General features: G+C 68.3%; 25 protein-coding genes and 1 pseudogene. 12 read left to right on the forward strand and 14 right to left on the reverse strand.

What is annotated here, in order from left to right; genetic code table 11:
• The 6 genes and pseudogenes from LFM09_RS39105 to LFM09_RS39130 all read right to left on the reverse strand — a co-directional run.
• Nucleotides 1-1,145: pseudogene (locus tag LFM09_RS39105) on the reverse strand (hypothetical protein); the annotation flags it as partial.
• 26 nt (nucleotides 1,146-1,171) lie between these two features.
• Complete coding sequence (locus tag LFM09_RS39110) at nucleotides 1,172-1,627, reverse strand: response regulator transcription factor (RefSeq protein WP_414101678.1); 456 nt, start codon at nucleotides 1,625-1,627, stop codon at nucleotides 1,172-1,174.
• 374 nt (nucleotides 1,628-2,001) lie between these two features.
• Nucleotides 2,002-5,259 (reverse strand): GH92 family glycosyl hydrolase, encoded by a 3,258-nt coding sequence (locus tag LFM09_RS39115; protein ID WP_414101679.1) that lies wholly within the window; start codon nucleotides 5,257-5,259, stop codon nucleotides 2,002-2,004.
• Between the two features lie 58 nt (nucleotides 5,260-5,317).
• Nucleotides 5,318-6,166 (reverse strand): nucleoside hydrolase, encoded by an 849-nt coding sequence (locus tag LFM09_RS39120; protein ID WP_414101680.1) that lies wholly within the window; start codon nucleotides 6,164-6,166, stop codon nucleotides 5,318-5,320.
• Between the two features lie 4 nt (nucleotides 6,167-6,170).
• The gene (locus tag LFM09_RS39125) at nucleotides 6,171-6,446 is read right to left on the reverse strand and encodes a hypothetical protein (protein ID WP_414101681.1); all 276 of its coding nucleotides are present in this window, start codon (nucleotides 6,444-6,446) and stop codon (nucleotides 6,171-6,173) included.
• Between the two features lie 38 nt (nucleotides 6,447-6,484).
• Nucleotides 6,485-6,769 (reverse strand): hypothetical protein, encoded by a 285-nt coding sequence (locus LFM09_RS39130; protein WP_414101682.1) that lies wholly within the window; start codon nucleotides 6,767-6,769, stop codon nucleotides 6,485-6,487.
• Nucleotides 6,770-6,823: 54 nt separating this feature from the next.
• On the opposite strand from LFM09_RS39130, the gene LFM09_RS39135 reads away from it, so the two are divergent.
• Nucleotides 6,824-7,576, forward strand: a complete 753-nt coding sequence (locus tag LFM09_RS39135) for an acyltransferase (protein WP_414101683.1) — start codon at nucleotides 6,824-6,826, stop codon at nucleotides 7,574-7,576.
• Between the two features lie 4 nt (nucleotides 7,577-7,580).
• Here LFM09_RS39135 and LFM09_RS39140 read toward each other — a convergent pair whose 3' ends face one another.
• The 5 genes from LFM09_RS39140 to LFM09_RS39160 are packed head-to-tail and all read right to left on the reverse strand — an operon-like array spanning nucleotide 7,581 to nucleotide 12,203.
• Nucleotides 7,581-8,357, reverse strand: a complete 777-nt coding sequence (locus tag LFM09_RS39140) for an SGNH/GDSL hydrolase family protein (protein ID WP_414101684.1) — start codon at nucleotides 8,355-8,357, stop codon at nucleotides 7,581-7,583.
• 48 nt (nucleotides 8,358-8,405) lie between these two features.
• Nucleotides 8,406-9,653, reverse strand: coding sequence for a glycosyltransferase family 4 protein (locus LFM09_RS39145; protein WP_414101685.1), 1,248 nt, complete (start codon nucleotides 9,651-9,653; stop codon nucleotides 8,406-8,408).
• 4 nt (nucleotides 9,654-9,657) lie between these two features.
• Nucleotides 9,658-11,121 (reverse strand): 1,4-alpha-glucan branching protein domain-containing protein, encoded by a 1,464-nt coding sequence (locus LFM09_RS39150; RefSeq protein WP_414101686.1) that lies wholly within the window; start codon nucleotides 11,119-11,121, stop codon nucleotides 9,658-9,660.
• Nucleotides 11,118-11,846: a class I SAM-dependent methyltransferase gene (locus tag LFM09_RS39155; RefSeq protein WP_414101688.1), complete on the reverse strand. Its 729-nt coding sequence runs from the start codon at nucleotides 11,844-11,846 to the stop codon at nucleotides 11,118-11,120. The genes LFM09_RS39150 and LFM09_RS39155 overlap by 4 nt, the downstream gene beginning before the upstream one ends.
• 9 nt (nucleotides 11,847-11,855) lie before the next feature.
• On the reverse strand, nucleotides 11,856-12,203 hold the full coding sequence (locus LFM09_RS39160; RefSeq protein WP_414101689.1) for a hypothetical protein: 348 nt from the start codon (nucleotides 12,201-12,203) through the stop codon (nucleotides 11,856-11,858).
• 120 nt (nucleotides 12,204-12,323) lie between these two features.
• On the opposite strand from LFM09_RS39160, the gene LFM09_RS39165 reads away from it, so the two are divergent.
• On the forward strand, nucleotides 12,324-12,953 hold the full coding sequence (locus LFM09_RS39165) for a TetR/AcrR family transcriptional regulator (protein ID WP_414101690.1): 630 nt from the start codon (nucleotides 12,324-12,326) through the stop codon (nucleotides 12,951-12,953).
• A 3-nt stretch (nucleotides 12,954-12,956) separates the two neighbouring features.
• Here LFM09_RS39165 and LFM09_RS39170 read toward each other — a convergent pair whose 3' ends face one another.
• Nucleotides 12,957-13,799, reverse strand: coding sequence for a DegV family protein (locus LFM09_RS39170; RefSeq protein ID WP_414101691.1), 843 nt, complete (start codon nucleotides 13,797-13,799; stop codon nucleotides 12,957-12,959).
• Between the two features lie 315 nt (nucleotides 13,800-14,114).
• On the opposite strand from LFM09_RS39170, the gene LFM09_RS39175 reads away from it, so the two are divergent.
• The 4 genes from LFM09_RS39175 to LFM09_RS39190 all read left to right on the forward strand — a co-directional run bounded on the left by LFM09_RS39175 (nucleotide 14,115) and on the right by LFM09_RS39190 (nucleotide 17,112).
• The gene (locus LFM09_RS39175; RefSeq protein ID WP_414101692.1) at nucleotides 14,115-15,065 is read left to right on the forward strand and encodes a hypothetical protein; all 951 of its coding nucleotides are present in this window, start codon (nucleotides 14,115-14,117) and stop codon (nucleotides 15,063-15,065) included.
• The gene (locus LFM09_RS39180) at nucleotides 15,062-15,625 is read left to right on the forward strand and encodes a hypothetical protein (protein ID WP_414101693.1); all 564 of its coding nucleotides are present in this window, start codon (nucleotides 15,062-15,064) and stop codon (nucleotides 15,623-15,625) included. The genes LFM09_RS39175 and LFM09_RS39180 overlap by 4 nt, the downstream gene beginning before the upstream one ends.
• 14 nt (nucleotides 15,626-15,639) lie before the next feature.
• Nucleotides 15,640-16,218: a hypothetical protein gene (locus LFM09_RS39185; protein ID WP_414101694.1), complete on the forward strand. Its 579-nt coding sequence runs from the start codon at nucleotides 15,640-15,642 to the stop codon at nucleotides 16,216-16,218.
• A 90-nt stretch (nucleotides 16,219-16,308) separates the two neighbouring features.
• Nucleotides 16,309-17,112 (forward strand): isocitrate lyase/PEP mutase family protein, encoded by an 804-nt coding sequence (locus tag LFM09_RS39190; RefSeq protein WP_414101695.1) that lies wholly within the window; start codon nucleotides 16,309-16,311, stop codon nucleotides 17,110-17,112.
• Here the strand turns inward: LFM09_RS39190 and LFM09_RS39195 are convergent.
• A complete protein-coding gene (locus LFM09_RS39195; RefSeq protein WP_414101696.1) occupies nucleotides 17,109-17,258 on the reverse strand; it encodes a hypothetical protein in 150 nt (49 codons plus the stop codon). The genes LFM09_RS39190 and LFM09_RS39195 overlap by 4 nt on opposite strands.
• 68 nt (nucleotides 17,259-17,326) lie before the next feature.
• Nucleotides 17,327-18,169, reverse strand: coding sequence for a DegV family protein (locus tag LFM09_RS39200; RefSeq protein ID WP_414101697.1), 843 nt, complete (start codon nucleotides 18,167-18,169; stop codon nucleotides 17,327-17,329).
• A gap of 216 nt (nucleotides 18,170-18,385) precedes the next feature.
• Between LFM09_RS39200 and LFM09_RS39205 the strand changes: the two genes are divergently transcribed.
• From LFM09_RS39205 to LFM09_RS39230, 6 genes are all read left to right on the forward strand, one after another.
• A complete protein-coding gene (locus tag LFM09_RS39205; protein ID WP_414101698.1) occupies nucleotides 18,386-19,168 on the forward strand; it encodes an electron transfer flavoprotein subunit beta/FixA family protein in 783 nt (260 codons plus the stop codon).
• A 13-nt stretch (nucleotides 19,169-19,181) separates the two neighbouring features.
• Nucleotides 19,182-20,135, forward strand: coding sequence for an electron transfer flavoprotein subunit alpha/FixB family protein (locus tag LFM09_RS39210; RefSeq protein ID WP_414101699.1), 954 nt, complete (start codon nucleotides 19,182-19,184; stop codon nucleotides 20,133-20,135).
• Between the two features lie 150 nt (nucleotides 20,136-20,285).
• Nucleotides 20,286-20,588 (forward strand): hypothetical protein, encoded by a 303-nt coding sequence (locus LFM09_RS39215; RefSeq protein WP_414101700.1) that lies wholly within the window; start codon nucleotides 20,286-20,288, stop codon nucleotides 20,586-20,588.
• Between the two features lie 89 nt (nucleotides 20,589-20,677).
• On the forward strand, nucleotides 20,678-21,007 hold the full coding sequence (locus tag LFM09_RS39220) for a hypothetical protein (RefSeq protein WP_414101701.1): 330 nt from the start codon (nucleotides 20,678-20,680) through the stop codon (nucleotides 21,005-21,007).
• A 110-nt stretch (nucleotides 21,008-21,117) separates the two neighbouring features.
• Entirely contained in the window at nucleotides 21,118-21,438 is a 321-nt protein-coding gene (locus tag LFM09_RS39225) for a hypothetical protein (RefSeq protein ID WP_414101702.1), read from the forward strand.
• Between the two features lie 300 nt (nucleotides 21,439-21,738).
• Nucleotides 21,739-22,179, forward strand: coding sequence for an SUKH-3 domain-containing protein (locus LFM09_RS39230; protein WP_414101703.1), 441 nt, complete (start codon nucleotides 21,739-21,741; stop codon nucleotides 22,177-22,179).
• The last annotated feature ends 33 nt before the right edge of the window (nucleotides 22,180-22,212 follow it).

Here is a 22,212-nt window from a genome sequence, read left to right on the forward strand (position 1 = left end):
AGCCGGCCACCGACGTGCGCCTGGTCGGCGTGCACCGCCGGGCCGATCGAGTTGGTGACCACCGCCTCCACGAAGTCCAGATCCCCGGAGATGCGGGCGCTGGTCAGGTTGATCGCGCCGGTTCTCGCCTCGCTACCGGAGAACTGCGCCCCTCTTTCCAAGTGGACGCCTTTGCCGACCTCGATGCTGTTCGCGTTCAACGCGGGACCCAGACTGCTGCTGACCTCCGCCTCCAGCTGGAGCTCGCCATCGATGCGGCTGCCCGCCAGGTCGATCGCGCCGTCCAGGCTGTGACCGTTGATCTTGACCTTGGTCCGGAGGGTCACGGAGCCACCGACCTTCGAGCTGCTCGCATCGAAGCCACAGCCGTTCTTGTTGGTGATCTCGGCGCTCGCCAGGGTGATGTCCATTGCCAGGTTGGCGTTGCTCAAGGTGACCGCGGACGTCCTGGTGTGTCCAACGGCGCGGAGGCCTTTCTCCAGAACGATGAAGCTCTGGATGTGGGCGTCGTCCGCGTTCAGGGCGGGGCCGGTGGGATTCGTGATCCGCACGCCGCTCAGCTCGACATCTCCGGCGATGTGGGCGCTCATCAGGTTGACGGCGCCTTGCCATCCCGCTCCGGTGATGCGGACGTCCTCGCGCACGAACACAGAGCCGTTGACGTGAATCCGCTCGGCCTGGACCGCGGCTCCGGCCGTGTTGGTGACCTCCACGTCTTCCAGGCTCAGGTCGCCGCCGATGTCGCCGCCGATCAGCACGATCAGGCCGTCCTTGCGTTTGCCGTCGACGCGCAGGCCGCCGTCCAGGTGCAGGTCGCCGTCGATGTGGACACCGCCGGCCTGCAGCCCCGCGCACTGTCCGCCGCTGATCGTCAAGGCCCTCAGGTGGGCGTAGCGGGCTTCGACCGGTTCGTCGACGACGCAGTCGTGCAGGAAGAGACCGACGGACGCGGTCACGTAGTCGAGGTCGAACGTGCCTTTGATCCGAGCGGCCTGCAGCTGCACACCTCTGGGATCCAACTCGCCGTGCCGGCCGAGCAGCAGCTCCCTGATCAGCTCCGCGCGCACCGAGGGAGCCGAGGCAGGGCACACCAGCAGCTCGCCGCGCTGGGCGAACCCGATGAGCCGCTTCTCGAACTCGGTCACATAGGGGAAATCCGCAGGTGGGGGCGTTACGTTAGCAATCCGAGCCGCTGAGCCTCCGAAAGTGCCTGAGCGCGGTTGTGCACCCGGAGCTTGAAGAACAACTGCCGCTGTTCCGACTCGACGGTCTTCACGGCGATCCCCAGCACGTGCGCGGTCTGCCGCACCGACTCGCCCCGCGCGATCGACGCCAGGATGTCGTGCTCGCGGTGCGTCAGGGTGGGAACGCTCTCATGAGCTGCGGTTTCAGGGGGCCGGGTGCGGATGAGACCGAGCCGCGCGACGACCGCGGCGGCCTGGACGCGGCTCTGGACGCCGAGCTTGGCGAAGATGCGGCGCTTGTAGTTGACGACCGTGTGCGGGGAGAGCTGCAGCGCGGAGGCGACCGAGGCGGCGGACAGTCCAGAACAGACGTGGGTCAGGACTTCCATTTCACGGTCGGTCAGCGCACCTGGGGCGTATCGGCGCAACGGGACGAGGGGCACGTGTTCCAGCGACGCCCGCAGCGTTGCCAGTCCGCAGGTCGGGCAGAGGAAGACGAGTGGAAAGTCCGGTACGAAGCCCGGTTCCAGCTGGCCCACCACGACGTCGGGTGGTCTGAGCCGGCACAGCAGGTGGAGGTCGTCGAGCGAGCACGCGGTGCCCACGACGAGCCAGCCGGGCAGTGTGTCGAGCCAGTTCGCGACGGCGTCCGTCGTGAGCCGGTCCCAGGAGTGCACTGCGATCCTCGTTGACCGCACGCAGTTGGGCATGGCGCCTCACGCTCGAAGCGAGGCGGCGGCACTTGGGCTTACGTCACAAGATAGGACGTGGGTGGTTCCTGTCGCCAGCGCGACAAGAACCACCCACGTTCGACGAACTAGCCCAATGCCACGGCAAAAATGTGCAGGTTGACATCGTCCGGCAGCACGACGCTGGCGAGCGTCTTGCCTTCCGGAGCCACGTACGTCTTCGTGGCGAAGATGTGCGTGGCGACCTTTTCGTTGCCGCCGCCGCTCTGGTTGCGGTACGGCGTGGCCGCGACGATCACGTTGCCGTAGCTCGGGGTCTGCCCGCCGCCGCCCAGCGTCCAGTCGCTGAAGCCGATCTCGACCGCGGCGGTGGTGCCGTCGGTGAACGTCACCGTGGCGGGCTTGGTGCGGGCGCCGTTGGCCGCGGAGCCGACGAACGCGAGCCGCGTCCCGGACAGTGCAAGCGTTTGCTTCGTCGCGGTCGCGTTGTCCGGCCGGCCCGCGGGGGAGTTCGGCCAGGTGAACGTCAGGCCGTCGACGGTGCCCGTGCCGCCCGGCGGCAGGCCGGCCGTGGCCAGTGCTTCCCTCGAGTAGCTGTAGCCGCCGCCGTCGAAGTCGCCCTCGCCGTCAGCGTCGGCGGAGGCACCGACGTTGTTCACGGCCGCGAGCATGCTGCCCGCCGGCGCGACCTTCACCGTCTGCGGCAGCACGACCGGCTTCGCGGCGCCGTCGACGGTCACCGTGACGGTGAAGTCGTAGAAGCCTTGGGCGGTACCGGTTTCCGCGGAGATCGTGAACTCGGACGGCACCGCTCCGGTGGTGGGCGCGAACTTCAGCGCCTCCGGGCCGGTGATCGTGTAGGTCGCCTTCGGGTCGCCGTCGTACAGCTTGACCGAGTTGACCTTCGCCGTGACCGACTTGCCGGGCTCCACGACGAGCTGGCGCGGTTCGACCGTGAGGAAGTACGGCTGGTCGTGCTTGATCGGCTGCTCGCCGTCGCGGAACGACGGCGGCGCGTCCGACGCGCCCGTGCCCCACTGCGAGGGCGTCTTGCCCAGCACGAAGTCCAGCTTGCCGCCGCGCTCGACGAACGACTCGGGCAGCCAGGTCTTCGTGGTGCTGCGGCCGTTGACCTTCAGCGACTGCACGTACTTCGTGGCGGTGTTGGCCTGGGGCGCGTTGATCGTGATGTCCTTGCCGCCGCCGCGGTTGATCTTCACCGAGGTGAACAGCGGGCTGCTCAGCACCAGCTCCGCGCGCGACGGCACCTGCGGGTAGATGCCCATCGACGTGAAGACGTACCACGACGACATCGCGCCGAGGTCGTCGTTGCCGGGGATGCCGCCGGGAGCGTTCTTCCACAGCGTGTTGATGGTCTCCCGCAACGTTTCCTGCGTCTTGGCGGGCTGGCCGGTGTAGTTGTAGAGCCACGGCACGTTCACCGACGGCTCGTTGTCCAGTTCGGACTTCGCGCCGCCCTTGCCGGTCAACGCCCAGCTGCCGTCGGCGTTGTGGAAGAAGTCGTCGAGCCGCTTGTTCGCGCGGGCGTTGCCGCCCATGGACTGCACGAGCCCGGCGACGTTGTGCGTGACCATCCACGTGTACTGGGCGCTGCTGCCCTCGACGAACCCGTTGCCGGTGTCCGGCGTGAAGTCCTTGACCCACGTGCCGTCGGCGTTGCGGTTGCGGATGTAGCCACCGGTGCTGTGCGCGACCGGGTCGAAGTTGTTCTGCCACCACTGCGCGCGTTCCTGGAACGTCCTGGCGGTCCTGCGGTCGCCGGTGCGTTCGGCGAGCTGGCTGATCGCGAAGTCGGCCGCGGAGATCTCCAGGGTCTCCGCCGCGCCACCCCACGCGTTCGACACGGACGGCATGTACTTGTGCTTCAGGTACTTGTCGAGCGACGGCCGCTGCCCGACCGACATGACGGCCCAGCCGTCCTTGCTCAGGTCCAGCGCCGTCGGCACGGTCGCGGCCTTGACCAGAGATTTGAGCGACGCCTTGACGTCGTACTTGTCTCCGCCGAACGCCGAGATGGCGGCGAGCGCGATGGGCGCCGGGTCGCCGTTCATGACGTGCGTGCCGCCGTTGTTGTGCGACCAGCGGTCCCAGACGCCGTTGTTCTGCTCGGCCTGGTTGAGCAGCGACTGCGCGATGTCCGACCCGATCTGCGGCTCCAGCATCGTGACGAGCTGAAGTTGCGAGCGGTAGATGTCCCAGCCGGAGAACGTGCCGTACTGGGCCTTCTGCCTCGCCTTGTTGATCTTGTGGACCTTGCCGTCGAACCCGGCGTACTCGCCGTTGACGTCGCTGAAGAGGTTGGGGTGCAACAAGGAGTGGTACAGCGCGGTGTAGAACTTGGTCCGCTCGTCATCGGAGCCGCCGCCGACCTCGATGCGCTTGAGCTGCTTCTGCCACGCGATGTACGCGTTGTCCCTCATGTCCTCGATGGACTGACCCTTGTTCTCGCTCGCCAGGTTCTGCTTGGCGTTGTCCAGGCTGACGTAGGAGATGCCGACCTTGACGTTCACCTGCGAACCGGGTGCGAACCCGAGGTAGGCGCCGGAACCCTTGCCCAGCACCGGCCAGCCGTTCGTGCCGTACGTCGTGCCGCCCTTGGAAGTGGCACTTCCGGGCGTGACAACGTTGTCTTGATACGTGCCGATGTCGGTGAAGTCCTGGTCGAACTCCGCCACGAAGTGCAGCGTGTAGTAGCTGCGGCGGCCGACCTGGTTGATGTAGCCGCAGAAGTTGCCGGCGGTGACGCTGCCGGTGATCGTGCGCTTCTCCTTGTCGATCACGGTCTGGGCGTCACTGCTGCCGACCTGCGACTTGGAGGTGTTGATCAGGACCGTGGCCGGCTTGTCGGCGGGGAAGCTGAAGCGCGCCGCACCGGTGCGTTCGGTGGCGCTGAGCTCGGCCTTCGCACCCGACTTGAGCGTCACGTCGTAGCGGCCGGGCTTGGCCACCTCGTCGGCGTGCGCGAACTCGCTGGCGTAGAGCGCGTCGGTCGCGTCCGTGGTCGGACTCGTGGTGACGGTGCCGACGTGCGGGAAGATCGGGATGTCACCGGAGCCGCCCGCACATCCCGTCCCGGACATGTGGGTGAGGCTGAAACCGCGGATCTTCGTGGCGTCGTAGCGGTAGCCGCCGGGTGCCGCGGCGCGCAGGGTGTTGCCGCGGGACGCCTCGGGGCTGAAGGAGAACATGCCGAACGGCACGACCGCGCCGGGGAAGGTGTTCCCGAGGTTGGTCGTGCCGATGAACGGGTTCACGTGTGCTGCCGGATCCGGCACCACCTGAATCTGGGGCTGAGCGGAGGCAGGGACCACTCCGAATGTCATGGCCACCGCCACCGCAGCTGTCGTGAAGACTCTTCGCTGCATGGTCGCGGACCCTACTTACCGTGCCCGCGCAACCCCAGAGAGCGACGCGAAGTTGTCGTCAAACGGACAAGCGCTGCTCCATGAAGGCCCTCAGCGCGGGCCAATCGGTGTCTTCCGCGACCTCTACCTGGTGGTTTCCGGTCACGAGCGCGCCTTCGTCGTCGATGTCGAGTCCGTGGGTCCTCGTGCTGAGCGTGCCGGGAATGATCGCCTCGGCCACCGCGACGGCGTCGTGGACGAGGATGCCCTCTTCGCGGTCGGAGAGGTTCTGCTCGGCGTGGTGCTTCAGGTAGTCGCGGTAGGTGCCGGTGAGGTTGCTCAGCACCGGGTCGACGTTGCTCAGGAACTCGGTGTCGGCGATGCACCGCTGGGTGAGGTTGAGGGGCACGATGATCGGGTTGCCCTTGCGGATCACCGTCTGCGCGGCCTTCGCGTCGGCCCAGAAGTTGAACTCGGCGCGCAGCGTCATGTTGCCGATGCCGAGCCCGCCGCCCATGACGATCAGCCTGGGGAACGTGACGCCGGCTTCGATCGCCTTCGCGATGTTGGTCAACGGCCCGATGGCGGCGACCACCGCGTCCGGGTGGTCCGCGAAGAACTGCGTGACGTCCTCGCCGTGCAGTTGCCGTGGGTTCTCCGGCAACGTGTGCGCCTGCCCGCCGAGCCCGTCCTCGCCATGCACGTCGGAGGCCCCGCCCGGCCCTTCCGCACCTTTGACCACAGGCACGTCGGTGCGGCCGAGGTGCGCGAGCAGTCGCTGGGCGTTGCGGGTGGTGTGGTCGAGCCCGACGTTGCCGAACACCGTGGTGAGGCCGACGAGTTCGACCTCGGGGCTGTGCGCCGCGAGCGCGATCGCGAACGCGTCGTCGACGCCGGGGTCGGTGTCGATGATGAGCTTGTGAACCATGTGTCTAGGGTGCCTGAGACTCGGCGCCGACCTCGGCCACATCCCAGACGAGGCACCGCAAGCCGGGCCGTTCGAGGTAGCCCTCATCGCGCATCTTCGCGTGGTAGCGGCGCGCGTCGTCCTCGTTGTCGTACACCTGGATCGCATGGCCGTCCTGCGACCACGTCCCGTGCACGAACCCCGGCAGCCCGACCTTGCTCGACGCCATCAACGGCACCTGCGCCCGCCACTCGTCGTGCATCTCCGGGCTGAGCTCCCACACGCCTACGACCGTCCACATGCCGCACCTCTGTTCGTCGAGGTCACTTTAGAACTCGGTCAGTGGAGGTCAAGGACTGTGTCGAGCCGTGCCGCGAACACCTCGTCGAAGTCGCCGCTGATCCTCACGGACACGTGCCCGCGGTCGTCCATCAGCGCGAGCCGCAACGTCAGCGCCCCGACGGGGTGCTCGTACCACTCGTCGCGGTCCTCGTCCGTCTTCGGGAGGCCTGCCTCCAGCGCCCCGGCGTCGAGGTCGTCCCAGTCGTGGCGCGCGAGGAACGCGATGTACTCGACGACCTTGTCCAGGTTCTCGGTGAAGATCCAGCCACTCACCTCGTTCACGACCCGCATGGTGCCTCGCGGGTGCGGTGTTCGCGAATAGTTAAAGTGCCGTCCATGACTTCCATGTGGGGCGCTCCGGTGTGGACTCGTTGGGCCAGGTCGCGCCGTGACCCCGCCCAGGCGCGCTTCCTCACGCTGGCCTCCCTGCGCTGGGTCCTGCGCCACCGCGCCTACACCCCCTGGTACCTGGTCAGGTACTGGCGGCTGCTGAAGTTCCGCCTGCTCAACCCGCACGTGGTGCTGCGCGGCATGGTGTTCTTCGGCAAGCGCGTCGACGTCATGGCCCGCCCCGGCTACGGCCGGCTGGAGATCGGGCGCTGGGTGCACATCGGCGACGGCAACGCCATCCGGTGTCACGAGGGGTCGTTGCGCATCGGCGACAAGGTCGTGTTCGGCAAGGACAACACGGTCAACTGCTACCTCGACATCGAGATCGGTGCGTCGTCGCTGGTCGCCGACTGGGTCTACATCTGCGACTTCGACCACAAGACCGAGGACATCACCCTGCCGATCAAGGACCAGGGCATCGTGAAGTCACCCGTGCGGATCGGGCCGGACTGCTGGCTCGGCGCGAAGGTGACGGTTTTGCGCGGCACGAGGGTCGGGCGAGGGTGTGTGCTCGGGGCGCACGCGGTGGTGCGCGGGGACGTGCCGGACTTCAAGATCGCGGTGGGGATGCCTGCTCGGGTGGTCCGGGATCGGCGCGCCGACTACGAGGCGGATGCGCAGCGGCGGGCGGACATCGCAGACATGGCCCGCAAGGCCAAGGACGCCTTGGCCAAGCGGGTCGAGGACGCGTCGGCCTGAACTGTCAGCCGGCCACGGGCGGACGCAAGGACAGCGGCGCGAGCTGCGGGCGCTTCGGCGTGAAGCCGTCGCCGGGCTGGCGGCCGATCAGCTTGTTGCGCGTCCGCGTGTAGGCGACGGGCAGCACCTGGTCGCGCAGCCACCGCCAGTGGTCCAGCAGTGAGGCCGGGGCGGCCTCGCCGGGTAGCGGTGCCAGCCACGACGGGTCGAAGTCGAGTTCCAGTGCTGTGAGCAGGTGGCCGGCCAGCCGGCGGTGGCCCAGCGAGGACAGGTGCAGGCGGTCCGGGCCGAAGTACCGCGAGTCGTGCACGGCCTCGTCGGCGGCGACGTCGACCAGAACCGCGCCATAACGCGCCGATGCAGTGCGCACGGCGTCGTTCAAAGCCTCGATCCGTGGACTCAGGCGCCAGCCGAACGGCATGCGATGCGAGATGTCGCTCAACGTGAAGACAGCGACCGTAGGGGCGAAGGACGTCACGGCGCGTACGGCGGCGTCCACGCGTCGGGCGATCTCCGGACCGGAAGCGCCGGACATGACGTCGTTGCCACCGCAGAACACGGCGACGAGATCGGGTTCCAACACCGAAGCGGACGGGACCTGTTCCACCAGCATCTGGTCCAGGCGACGGCCCCGCACGGCCAGGTTGGCGTAGCGGAAGCCCGGCGCGTCCAGCACGGACGCGACGCGGTCCGCCCAGCCCCGGTACCTGCCGTCGGGCAGCAGGTCGTCCAGACCCTCGGCACAGCTGTCGCCGAGGGCGACGAAGCGTTGGTATTTCATTCAGTCCTCGGTCACCTGTTGTTCATGTGGCCGACGACTGTAGCGAACCTAGGTGAACAGATTGCCCGTAGCGATCTTGGGACGGCCCAGCACGCGTGGTTCGCGCACGAAAGCAGAGGCATAAACGGCAGCCGTGTCGTGCGCGATCGTGGCCCAGTTGAAGTCCGTGGCCAGCCGCTCCTTGGCCGCACGGGCACGGACCGCCGCAGCGGCAGGATCGGAGAGCACGTCACGCACGGCTCGGGTGAGTCCGTCCACGTCACCGGGGGCGAACGACAGGCCGGTGACGCCGTCCAGCACGACCTCGCCGAGGCCACCCGCGGTCGACGCCACGAGGGGTGTCCCGGCAGCGGCGGCCTCCAGTGCCACGATGCCGAAGGGCTCGTAGCGAGAAGGCAGAACCACGGCGTTGGCGGCTGTGAGCAACGCCGCCAAAGACCTGTCGGAGAGATGTCCGACGAACTCCACGGCCCGCAGCACGCGGTGCTTGCGCGCCTGTTCCTGCAGCCACTCGGTCTGCGAACCTCCGCCGGCCACGACGACCCGAGTGCCCCGGTGGAAGCGGCGGATGCGGGGGAGCGCGGCGATAAGGTCCTGGATGCCCTTCTCCCACTCGATGCGGCCGAAGAACAGCAGCAACGGATCACCGTGCGGCGAGTGGGCACGGCGAGCGGCGCCGACGTCCTTCGCGCGCACCTTCCAGCCGCCGGGCTCGATGCCGTTGTGCAGCACGGAAACGTCGGCGGTGTCCACATCGAACAGATGTGCCACCTCGCGCCGCATCGCGGAGGAGCAGGTGATCAGAGCGTCGGAACGGTTGGCCAGCCACCACTCCACGGAGTGCACCTGCTGGTTCAACGGGTGCGAGAGCCAGCCGGAGTGCCGCCCGGCCTCGGTCGCGTGAATCGTGGCCACCAGAGGAACGCCGAAAGCCTCGGCCAACGCCACGGCCGGGTGCGTGACGAGCCAGTCGTGGGCGTGCACGACGTCCGGACGCCAGGAGCCCAGGGACAACCCGGCGCGCGTCATCGCGTGACCCATCGCGAGGGTCCACGCCAGCAGGTCCTTCTCGAAGACGAAGTGCGCGGGGTCCTCGGCGACCCGGATCAGCCGCACGCCCTCGCTCACCACGTCGACGGTCGGGTGCGTGACGGCGTCGGAGCCGGAAGGCTGACGGCACAACACCACCACGTCGTGCCCCTGCGCGGCCAGCTGTGTCGCGAGCGCGTGGACGTGCCTGCCCAGTCCGCCGACGACCACCGGCGGGTACTCCCACGACAACATCAGCACGCGCATCCCGCTACCTCATTCCTCGCGCGTCCAGATGCCCGAAGGGGCCATCCGCCGCACGGAGCTCCGTTGCCCTCGTGTGCCCACGACCGCCACGCGCCAACGCCGCCAGCTCGCTGAAACGATCGCTGTGAATCTTCGCGCGGTAGCGGGCGTAGTCGGCGGCCGAGTCCTTCGTGACCATGAACGCCCAGTCGCTCGACAACGCCAGCAACGCCTCGCGCACCGCCTGGTCCAGCACCGGGTCCCGGACCTCGCAGGAGAAGTCCAGCCCCAGCAGTTCCTGTTGCACCGACGCGTTCAGCGACACGATGTCCGACACCTGCGCGCCGTCCCACACCCGCCAGTCCTTGCCGCTGCCCCACGACGACGCCGGCAGCTCCACCGGCGCACCGACGTGACCGGCCTCGACGGCGCCGCGCAACGTCGTCACCCGCACGCCCGCCTCCGGCAACGCGCGCAGCACGCCTTCCAGCCACAACGGACCTTCGTGCCACCAGTGTCCGTAAAGCTCGGTGTCGTACGCAGCCACGACGAGCCCGCCGTCGATCGCCCGCAACCGCCGTACGACGGTCTCGACGAAGTCCTCGACGTGTCGATCAACGGCCTCGCGCGCGAGCAACGGGTCGTACGGCCGCTTGTCCTGCGGCGCCACGTTCTTGCCGGTCACCCGTGCCGGCTTCAGGCCCGTCGGGTGGTCGTAGGTGTGAAAATCCCGGTACGCGGCATCGCCCGGATAGCCGACCTTCGGCGACCACACGCGGTACGAGACTTCGAGATCACGCCCGAACGCCAGCACGTCCGACGACCCGACGGGGTGCGCCGACGACGTGTCGCCGTGCAGCGCGGGTCCGTCCACCATGAACCGCTGCACGCCCGCCGCCGCATACCCGGCTTCCATGCCGGGCGAGTAACCGCACTCGGGCGCCCAGATCCCCTCGGGTGCGCGGCCGATCCGCAGCGCCGTGTCGTCCAAACCGGTCCGCAGCGCGAACTCCCGGACACGTGGATCCAGCAACGGCTGAAAGGGGTGCGTCGCCGGCCCGCCGAGCAGCTCGATCGTCGAAGAGTCCACAAGGGACCGCAGCAGTGGCGAGAACCCGTGCCGCCAATGCGATTCGAACTGGTCCAGCGCCCAGGAAGACGCCCGGTGTTCGTACGTGGACAGCTCGCGCAGCCGTTCGCCGGCGAAGTGCGAGCGCAGGTGCCAGTTGCCGAGCCAGTCGTGCGCGCCGCGTAAGCAGTACGGGTCGTCGAGCTGCGCGGCCAGGATCGGCGTGACGCCGAGCGTGAGGACGTCCTCGCGCCCCTCGTCCGCGAAACGGCGCAGCATGTCGACGACGGGCAGGTACGAGTGCGCCCACGCCTGGTAGAGCCACTCCTCACCGACCGGCCACGCGCCGTGGTGCGCGAGCCAGGGCAGATGGCTGTGCAGGACCAGGCAGAACGTGCCCTCGGAAGCCTTCTGGGTCACGCGCGCACCGCCACGGCCACGAGGTCGAGGCAGGTGTCCATGTCTTCGGACGTGATGTCGAAGTCCTCCACCGTCACCGACTCGACCGCCTCCTTGAGCTCGGCGGGCCACGGCGCACCCGACAGGGCGACCTCGACCTGTGCGTCGATGATCCGTCCATCCAGGAGGGAGTCAAGCCTCTTCCCGTGACGCAGTCCCGTCAGTTCGTCAACGCGGAAACCGGCGTCGCGCAGCATCTCGTCCAGTTCGGACGGTGCGAGCTCCCTGGTGTGGAACGGGTTGAGCGGCGTGTCCTGACCCGGCGAGAACGTCAGCCTGTTCGGCGTCGTGACGATGAGCTTGCCGCCGGGGCGCAACACCCGCAGGCACTCGGCGAGGAAACCCTCCTGGTCCCACAGGTGCTCGATGACCTGCAGGTTCGCCACGACGTCGACGCTGCCCGACCGCAACGGCAGTGTCGCGAGGTTGCCGCGCAGCACGTCCAGCTGCGGGTACGCGCGCGAGACGTGCTGCGAGGTCAGCTCGTCGTAGTCGAGCGCCACCACCCGCCGTGCGACCGTGCGGATCAGCTGGGCGCCGTAGCCCTCACCGCACCCGGCCTCCAGCACGACGGCGTCCGCGCAGTGTCCGATGAGGTGCAGGTAGGCGGCCTCGTGCCGGCGGAACCAGTAGTTCTCCTCGGCGATGCCGGGCACCGTGCGTTCGCCGGTCAGGGGGAGGGTCACGCCGCCAGGTTACTTGCCAGTAGAGCGCCTGCGAACTACCTGGTGCGCGACGGCGACAGCGACCCCTGTCGCGGCGAGCACGGCCGTCATCGCGGGGCTCATGTACTTCGACAGGCTGGGTGCCTCGCTCGGCCCGGTCAGCCAGAGCGTCAACGGGGTGGCGTAGGCCAGCGCCAACGCTCCTGTCCACCAGCGCAGGGCCTTCGAGCGGCGGTCGCGCAGGCTGGCGACGAGCACGACGGCGATCGGAATCCCGGAGAGCAGCCCGAACTTGCCGATCACCATGACGGGCACGGCCCAGGCCGCGACCAGGGCGGACGTCGACGGGTGGGCGGCGGTGCGGGTCTTCGCGGACATGACAGGCTCCTCGGTTCGTTAGTGGTTCTTCCTTCAGTTAGATGTTCTAACTGAAGTGACACCATGAAGCTAGACTGCGGTGAGCGTGTGAGTCAATAACGAACGTGAGAGGGTCTAACTATGGAGACAGGGCAGAACCCTCGGGAGCGCTATCGGGTCCAGGTGCGCGACGAGGTCAAGCGGCACGCGTGGGGGCAGATCGCCACGGCCGGGGTGACGGCGTTGTCCCTCAACGCCATCGCCAAGGAGATGGGCATGAGCGGGCCGGCGCTGTACAGGTACTTCGCCAGTCGCGACGAGCTGATCACCGCGCTCATCCGGGACGCGTACCGCAGCCTCGCCGACACCGTCCGCGCCGCGCACGAGCCCGGCATCGACGTCGTCGGGCTGGCCGCGGTCATCAGGGCGTGGGCCCTGGAGGACCCGCACCGGTACCTGCTCATCTACGGCACGCCGGTGCCGGGCTACCACGCGCCCGACGAGATCACCGCGATCTCGAACGAGATCCTGGCGGTGCTGCTGGAGGTCTGCGCGGACCCGTCAGAGGGCACCGAGCAGACCTCGTTCGACGTCGAACTGGCCGGGAACCGCGAGTGGGCTGGCCGTCTGCCGGCGTCGTCGACGACGGTGCATCGTGCCCTGTCGTTCTGGGTGCGGCTGCAGGGCGTGCTGTCGCTCGAACTCGCCGGCCACTTCCCGATGGGGTTCGACCCCGGCCTCCTGCTCGAGGAGGAGGTGACGCGGCTGTGAAGGTCAGAAGGGCGAGACGGTCACGGCCAGCGCGCCGGGGCCCACGTTCGCGCCGATCGCCGCGCTGACCTGGGTCAGGACGATGTCGCGGGCGTGCGGGATCCGCTGCTGCAGCAGCTTGAGCAGCTCGTGACCCTCCCTTTCGGCCGCGAAGTGCTCGACCGCGAGGTCCACGTTGCGTCCATAAGCGAGTGCCACGGCCTTGTCGACGAGCTTCGACAACGCCCGTTCGCGGCCCACGACCTTGTCGAACGGCTCCACCTCGCCGTTGACGACGGTGAGCAGCGGCTTGACCGAGAGCGCGTCGCCGAAGAGCTTCGCGGCGGCGCTGACCCGGCCGGCCTGGCGCAGGTAGTGCAGCGTGTTGACGTAGATCAGCACGCTGGCGTTGCGGCCGCGCTCCTCGGCGACCTTGCGCGCGTTCTGGACGTTGCCCCCGGACTGCACGATCCGCGCGGCCGCGAGCGCCGCAAAGCCGAGCGTCATGCCTGACGAGTGCGAGTCCACGATGAACACCGGCACGCGCGACTTGGCGGCGGCAGCCTTCGCCGCGTCCGTCGCGGGGGAGAGCTTCGGCGTCACGTGCACCGAGACGATCGTTTCCGCGCCCTTGGCCCACGCGTCCTGGTAGGCCCAGAAGAACGCGTCCGGTGCGGGCGGCTGGGTCGTGATCGGGATCTGCGCGTCCATCGCCTGCAGCAGCCGGTCCGTCGGGACGTAGGCCTCGTCGATCAGTTCCGACCCGATCTTGAGCTGCATCGGGACCGTGATGATGTTGAACCGCTCGGCCAACCGGGTCGGGAGTGACGCGGTCGAGTCGGTGACGACGGCTACTCGTGAGGACACGAACGAGAAGGTTAACCAAGGGTGATCGAAGTAGCCACGACCGATCGATGGCAATTCGTGTGATCTGCGCCTGGGCGGTTGCATTCCGTACACGGCGAACGCGCGGAGTGAACCCCTCGGAAAGGCGTCCTACTTGACACAATCGGGTGACTGCTCGTTGTTTGGAGTTGATCTACGGGCGTCTCGTTTGCGCAGGAAGCCCGCGTTATTCCACGTGTTACATGCACCCGTTCTGTCCACTGTCGACGCTGGTTGGCGGTACCGGCCGTGGGTAAGCTCGCACAATCTTCAGCCTGGTTGAGTGAGTAGGTGACCATGGGTGCAAAAGAGCAGGAACTAGTTCCGCTGCACGCCGCTTTCGACGTTGTCTACCGAGGTTTTCATCGCCGTCAGGTCATCGACCACATCGAGAATCTCGAGGAGCAGCTGCGCTTCACGAGCGTCGACCGTGCCGAAGCTCTGGCGCAGGCCGCTGATTTGCGCAAGCTCCTGGAAATGACGCGCCAGGACCTGGACGAGGCGCGCGCCAGGATCGAACGGCTGGAGTCGACCTCCGGTACGCACGCCGGCGCCACCGAACGCATGCACCGCATGCTCCGCCTCGCCGAGGACGAGGTCGCGGAGATGCACCTGCAGGCCGAACGTGAGTGCGCCGACCTCCGCCAGCGCACCGACGTGGAGATCGCCGCGTTGCGCGCCGAGGCCGAGCGCGAGTCCGCGGCGATGCGTTCCGAGGCCGAGGCCGAGCTCTACGCGGCCCGCCAGGACTGTTCGTCCCGCGCCGCCGCGATGGAGCGGCGTGAGATCGAGATGGAACGTCGCTGCTCCGATCTCGAAGCGCAGCACCGCCAGCGCGCCGACGAGGTCGAGCGCGAGTGCACCGAGGCGGTGGCCCAGGCGCAGGCGGATGCCGACCGCCTGCTGCGGGAGACCGCGCTCCAGTGCAACTCCCTGGAGGCCGACTCGGAACGCAAGCGCGAGAAGGCCCAGCAGTTCTTCGAGCTCACCATGACCCGCCGCCGCAACGAGGCCGCGCAACACCTGCAGGAGCAGGAGGCGCTGGCCAAGGCTCGTGCCGAGTTCGTGGTGAAGGTGGCGTGCCGCGAGGCGAACAGGCGGCTGGCCGATGTCGCGCAGGAGATGGACGAGCTCCGCGAACTGCGCCGCGTCGTGCACTCCCAGCTCTCCGCCGCCCGTGCCGCGTTGTCCACGGCCGCCGAGCGCGTGGCGCCGGCGATGATCCCGGAGCAGGTGGCCGCGTCGTGAAGCGCTGGGTTCCGCTGGTCGTCGGTGCGCTGATGGTGCCGGCGTCGGTGACGGCTTTCGGGTTCTCCGTGTACGGCGAGGAACTGTCGACGGCCTTGTCGTCGTCTCCCGCGGTGCCGCCGGTTCCGGCTCTCGCGCTGCCGGCGCCGGTGATGCCCCACCTGGAGCCGGAGCACCGCCTGCAGCTGCCTCCGCTGTTCGTGTCGCCGGACCGGGCGCAACAGGCCGTGCGGGCTCTGTTCGCGTCGCACGCCGTCAAGGGCGTGACCTTCGCGCCGGGCACGGCGGACCTCGTGGGGCGCGGCGCCGATGTGCAGCGGGGGCTGGCGTCCGCGTTGCGGAACGTCTCGGGCGGTGTGGTCACGTTGGTCGCGCACGCGTGGAACGGTGAGACGGCCTCTCACCGGTGCGACGTGCTCGCGATGCACCGGGCCGGTCTGGTGCGGGACTACCTGGCCGCACAAGGGGTGGACAGCGTCATCACTACTCGGGTGATCGTGGACCCCGTTTGGGGCCCACCCTCGGACGGCGGACCTCAGGTCGACGTCCTCGTCGCGTAGCTAGGAGCTTTCGCATGGCAGGGGCCGTCGGAATCGTCTTCGGGTTGTGCGTGCTGTCCTTCACGTTAGGGGCAGCGCTGATGTACGTCGTGCTGCGCCGCCGCGAGGACGGTGCGCCGCCTTCGAACGCGGCCGCCGATGCGCCGGCCGAGCGGGCGTGGGTCGAGAAGCCCGTGGTGGAGCCGGTCGAGGACGACTACGACACGCGGCCCATCCACCGCAACCCCGTGGTGGGGCTGCCGCAGCTGGAACCGGCGCTGGCGGCGCTGGCCGAGCCGGTCGCAGAGCCCGAGCCGGAACCCGAGCCGGAACCGGTCGCGGAAGTCGAGCCAGAGCCCGAGCTGGAGCCGGTCGCGGAAGTCGAGCCAGAGCCGGAGCCGGTCGCGGAAGCCGAGCCGGAACCCGAGCCCGAGCCGGAGCCGGTTGCGGAAGTCGAGCCGGAGCCTGTCGACGAGCCAGCCGTGACCACCGCGCTGCCCCCACCCGCCAAGCCCCAGGCCGCGGAGCACACCACGTGGGTGGAGCGCGAAGACTTCCGGGCGCGGTACCTGCGGACGTTCGAAGAGGTGCGCCGCAAGGCCGGCAGCAACTGACGTCCACTGTGGACGGCCTGTCCGAAACTCGTCGGTTCGTGTCCGAAACTCGCCGGATTCTTGTCGGTGCGGCCTGATATCACTCAGGTCATGACTTCCAGCGCTGACCGCAACCAGCTCTTCCACGCCCTGCACCGCCCCGGCCCGCTCGTGCTCCCCAACGCCTGGGACGTCGCGTCCGCCCTGATCGTCGAGTCGGCGGGGGCGAAGGCGGTGGCCACCACCAGCGGGGCCGTGGCGTGGAGTCTCGGTGCGGCCGACGGCGACAAGCTGGACCGGGACAGGGCGATCGACCTGGTCGCCAGGATCGCCAAGGCGGTCAAGATCCCGGTGACCGCGGACATCGAGTCCGGGTTCGGCAAGGACGCCGCGGAAGTCGGCGAGACCATGCGGGCGATCAGCGAGGCGGGCGCGTCCGGCGTGAACATCGAGGACGGTCACGGGCCCGCCCTGCGCGACGTGCAGGAGCAGGTGGACCGGCTGGCGGCGGCCCACGAGGCAGCCCCGGACCTCTACCTCCACGCCCGGATCGACGTGTACCTGCGCGGGATCGGTGAGCCCGAAGATCGGGTGAGGATCACGTTGGAACGCGCGCAGGCCTACGTCGAAGCCGGCGCGAGTGGGATCTTCGTGCCGGGCGTGACCGACCTCGACACGATCAAGCAGCTCTCCGAGGGCATCGACGTGCCGCTCGGCGTGCTCGCCGGGCCGGGTGCGCCCGCGGTCGGCGAACTGGCGGGCGCGGGCGCCGCCCGGATCAGCATCGGCACCGCGATCGCCGAGGCTGCCTATGCGCTGACGCGCAAGGCGGCCGTCGAGCTGTTGACGAGCGGCACGTACAGCAGCGTTGAGGAGAACATTTCCTACGGCGAGCTCAACGCGTTGTTCAACTAGTGCCGCTTGCCACGCAGCTTGCGCAGCAGCTGCTCGGCCTGCGCGCGCTTGCGCGGGTCCTGAGCCATCTGCCGTGCCTTCGCTTGCAGTTTGTGGCCCTGCGGGCTGCGCAGGAACCTGGTGATCTTGTCCATGAACGAGGCCATCGGTAGGTCCCTCCAGGTGTCCGTTACGTCCATTTCAACGGACGTAACAGCCCTCCGAGTTCCCGAGATCAGACCGGCGAAACCGTGATGCCCAGCGCACCGGGGCCCACGTGGGCGCCGATGGCCGAGCTGACCTGCGTCAACATGAACTGGCGGACGTTGGGCACACCGCGCCGGAGCTTGCGCAGCAACCGGGTCGCCTTCTCCTCGGCGTCGAAGTGCTCCACGGCGACGTCCACGGGTTCGGTGCCCGCGCGCTTGATCGCGATGTCCAGCATCCGGTTGAGCGCGCGGTCGGCGCCCATCACCCGGTCCAGCGGGGTGATCTGGGCGTCGGCCATGGTCAGCAGCGGCTTCATCGACAGGGCGGAGCCGACCAGTGCGGCGGCGGCACCGATGCGGCCACCGCGGCGCAGGTACTCCAGCGTGTCCACGTAGATGAGCTCGGTGGATCTGTCGAAGCGGCGCTGGGCGGTCGCGAGCACCCTCTCGACGCTGCCGCCTGCTTCTGCGATCTTGCCGGCGGCCTGGACGGCGTAGCCGATGCTCATCCCGCAGGTGTGGGTGTCGACGACGTGCACGGGCACGCGGACCTGGGCGGCTGCGGCACGGGCCGCCTCGACGGTCGCGGACAGCCGGCCCGACACGTGCACGGACACGATCGAGCGGACGCCCTGCGCGGCCAGTTCGTTGTACGTCCAGAAGAACGCACCGGGATCGGGCGGGATCGTCGCCACCGGGACGTTCGAACGCATGGCCGAGACCAGGTCCGGGACCGGGATGCGGGACTCGTCATCGGTGTGGTCGCCGATCCTCACCTGGATCTGCACGACCTCGATGCCGAGTTGATCAGTCAGCTGCGCCGGGAGACAGGCTGTGGAGTCGGTGACAACTGCTACTCGCCGGTACATGGCCGGTCAGATTAGTCCCCCGAATGGGTTAAGTCTCAAAAGGTGTCGTCAACGGGTGACAACTGTCACGCTAGCGGGGTGCTTGCTGCCGTTTGCAGGGGTGCTACTGGCGGGTAACATCCGGGTGATGGCAGGGTCGTGAACACCCGGCGGCGCAGTCTTTAAAGTCCTCTGCGTAAGCGTCGCCGCCCGTCCGCAGGAGGTCGAAGAGGACCTATGAACATTGTTGTCCTGGTCAAGCAGGTGCCTGACACCTGGTCCGAGCGCAAGCTCACCGACGCCGACCACACCCTTGACCGCGAGTCCGCGGATGCCGTGCTCGACGAGATCAACGAGCGCGCTGTCGAAGAGGCACTGCTGCTGCAGGAGGCCCACGGCGGTGAGGTCACGGTGATCGCCATGGGTCCCGACCGCGCCACCGACGCCATCCGCAAGGCGCTGTCCATGGGTGCCGACAAGGCGATCCACGTGAGCGACGAGGCGCTGCACGGTTCGGACGTGCTGGCCACGGCCAAGGTCCTCGCCAAGGCGATCGGCACGGTCGAGAACGTCGACCTGGTCATCGCGGGCAACGAGGCGACCGACGGTCGCGCGGGCGCTGTCCCGGCCATCGTCGCCGAGCTGCTCGGCCTGCCGCAGGTCACCCAGCTGCGCAAGGTCACCGTCGAGGGCTCGACGATCAAGGGCGAGCGCGAGACCGACGAGGGCGTCGCGTTCCTCGAGGCCTCGCTCCCGGCCGTGGTCTCCGTGACCGAGAAGATCAACGAGCCGCGTTACCCGTCCTTCAAGGGCATCATGGCCGCGAAGAAGAAGCCCGTCTCCACGCTCACCGTGGCGGACCTGGGCATCGACGCGTCCGAGGTCGGCCTGTCCGGTGCGTGGACCCAGGTGCTGGAGGCGGCCCCGAAGCCGCCGCGCGGTGCCGGCGAGCGCGTCGAAGACGGTGGCGACGGCGGCGCGAAGATCGCCGAGTTCCTCGTCGGCCAGAAGCTCATCTGAGGGAGGGGAAATCATGTCTGAAGTTCTGGTTCTCGTTGACCACGTCGACGGCGAGGTCAAGAAGGTCAGCTACGAGCTGCTCACGGCCGCGCGCCGGCTGGGCACCCCGGCTGCCGTGGTCGTCGGCGCGTCCGGCGCCGCGTCCAAGATCCGCGAGTCGCTGGGCAAGTACGGCGCCGCAAAGGTCTACGCCGTCGAGTCCGACGACGCGGCCAACTTCCTCGTGACCCCGAAGGTCGACGCTCTGGCCTCCCTCGCCCCGAACGCGTCCGCGGTGCTCGTCTCCGCGACCGTCGAGGGCAAGGAGGTGGCGGGCCGCCTCGCGGTGCGCATCGGCGCCGGTCTGCTCGTCGACGTCGTGGACATCGAGGAGGACGGCACCGGCGTGCAGTCCATCTTCGGTGGCGCGTTCGTCGTCAAGGCCAAGGTCGGCAACGGCACCCCGGTCATCACCGTCCGCCCCGGCGGCGTCGAGGCCGTGGAGTCCGCTGCGGACGCCGTGCTGGACGAGTCGGTCACGGTCTCCGTGGACGCCGCCAAGTCCGCGCGGGTCACCTCGCGCGAGGCCGTCGTCGGTGGCGACCGCCCGGAGCTGACCGAGGCCTCGGTCGTCGTCTCCGGTGGCCGTGGCGTCGGCTCGGCGGAGAAGTTCTCCGTCGTCGAGGAGCTCGCGGACTCGCTGGGTGCCGCCGTCGGTGCCTCGCGCGCCGCGGTCGACTCCGGCTACTACCCGCACCAGTTCCAGGTCGGCCAGACCGGTAAGACGGTCTCGCCGCAGCTGTACGTGGCGCTGGGCATCTCCGGTGCCATCCAGCACCGCGCGGGCATGCAGACCTCGAAGACGATCGTCGCGGTCAACAAGGACCCCGAGGCCCCGATCTTCGAGATCGCCGACTTCGGTGTCGTGGGCGACCTGTTCAACGTCGCGCCGCAGCTGACCGAAGAGGTCAAGAAGCGCAAGGGCTGAGCACTCCCGCTCATCGCCGATGGCCGTCCCGTTCGCGGGGCGGCCATTCGCCGTTCGTGAGGCGGAACTCGCTGGCGAAGATCGTGGCGCGGCGGGAGAATCACCGCCATGACCGAAGAGCGCTACTGGCTCCAGTACCAGTGAAGGAAAGTGTCCCGGCTGCACGCGCCGCTTGACGACGCGGAGCCGGCCACCTGTGGCGGCACGATTCGCCGCTATCTGCGCCGCTACCGGTTCCACCCGCCTGAGTCGCGCTCCTACGAGCGGACTTTCCAGTTGCTGTGGTGTTCCGACTGCCGGACATACGCGACCCAGACCGTGCACGTGCCCCGCGCCACCGTGCTGCCGAATCCACTGGCGGATCTTGCCGTGGAGGTGCGCGAAACCCTGGAGCGCAAGGAACTCGCTCTGGTCAAGCACCTCGATCGGATGGCCCGGCGCGGGCAGCTGTGATTTGTCCGTTTCGGGATGCTAAGTGTCGTCAGCGGTTTGTCAGGGCATAAGTGAAGTCTGTCCGTGTTGAACCGACCAGGGGAGTTCAAATGGGACAGATCAAACGACTCGCGTCAGTGGTTCTCGGTCTCACGATGGCCGCGGGCTTCATGACCCTCGCGGCCGCACCGGCCAGCGCGGACCGTCCGTGCACCGGCCGGCAGCAGAAGCTCTACTTCATGGGTGAGAAGGACGCGAACTTCGGCGGCAGCGGGATCGTGACGCTGCTGAACTGCCACGCGAGCAAGCGCAGCGCGAGCATCGACGTGTCGCGCGGGTTCGACCCGGACTGCAAGAACATCCCGTTCGGGGAGACCCGCTCGTTCGAGTACAACCGGCTCAAGGGGATCGCCTCGTACAACAAGCCGAAGTGGTGCTGAGGCTGCGGTGATTTGTCTGCTTCGCGCTGCTAAGTGTCGTCAGTGGTCTGTCAGGGCTTTCGCGAAGTCTGTCCGCGTTGGAACCGATCAAAGGGGATCAAGTGGGACAGATGAAGCGGATCGCGACGGTTGTGCTGAGCGTGGTGATGGCCGGCGGGTTCATGACGATCGCGGCCGGGCCGGTGAGCGCCGACCAGCCGTGCTCTTGGCGTGAGCAGAAGCTCTACTTCTACGGAGAGCGGGACGCCAACTTCGGCGGCAGCGGCATCGTGACGCTGCTCAACTGTCACCCGAGCAGGACGTCAGCGAGCATCGACGTGTCGCGTGGCTTCGACCCGGCCTGCAAGAACATCCCGTTCGGGGGAACCCGCGAGTTCGAGTACAACCGGCTCAAGGGGCTCGCCTCCTACAACAAGCCCAAGTGGTGCTGATTCAACAACGCGAAACGTCCCTCCCCGGCTGACCGGGGAGGGGCGTTCCTGTGGGCGAACTTCTGGATGTCCAGTTGTTGCAGTCCCGCTGGACGACGGGCGCGCCGTCTGCCACTGAGGAGGAGTCGGAGGTGGTGGCATAGGCGACGAGGATCTCGCCGAACTCGTTGCGGTAGCTGGCTCGTCGAAGGTCGCTGCGGAACATGACAAGCAGCACGGCCGTTACGTGCCACCATGTCCGAGGTGTCGGCCCATGCTCGAGGAGTTCGGGCTCAACCGAGCGAAGAAGAAGAGCGGTAGATGAGTTCGATCGACGAGTGGTGGCCTCAGCGGGCGATCGACCTCCTGACGGAGGCCGGTTGGTCGCCGGGGCGGGCCGTGGACGTCACCGAATGGCGTGTGGAGCTGGAGGAGATGGGCTTCGTGATGCACGAGGCCGCGGAGCGGGTGCTCGTGGAGTTCGGAGGCCTCCTGCTGGAGGCGGAGGGTACCGGCGTGCGGCATGGCCGGTGCGCTCTCGAGCTGGATCCCTTGCTCGGCGTCGGGTCTAGGAAGTCGTTCGACGACTTCGCGGCGAAGGCCGGCACGCGGGACCTGTACCCGATCGGCGAGGTCGACTGGGGCCACGCCAGCCTGGCGATCGACCCGGACGGCCAGGTCCTCATGCTGTGGGGACCCGGCTTCACCCGGCTCGGCAAGGGCAGGGACGCCATCGTCCGTGCGACAGAAGGCGACTACTGAGCAGCACAGAACGGCCCTCCGGAGGGCCGTTCG

This window comes from Lentzea alba, from assembly GCF_047445655.1.
Taxonomy (GTDB): Bacteria; Actinomycetota; Actinomycetes; order Mycobacteriales; family Pseudonocardiaceae; genus Lentzea; species Lentzea alba_A.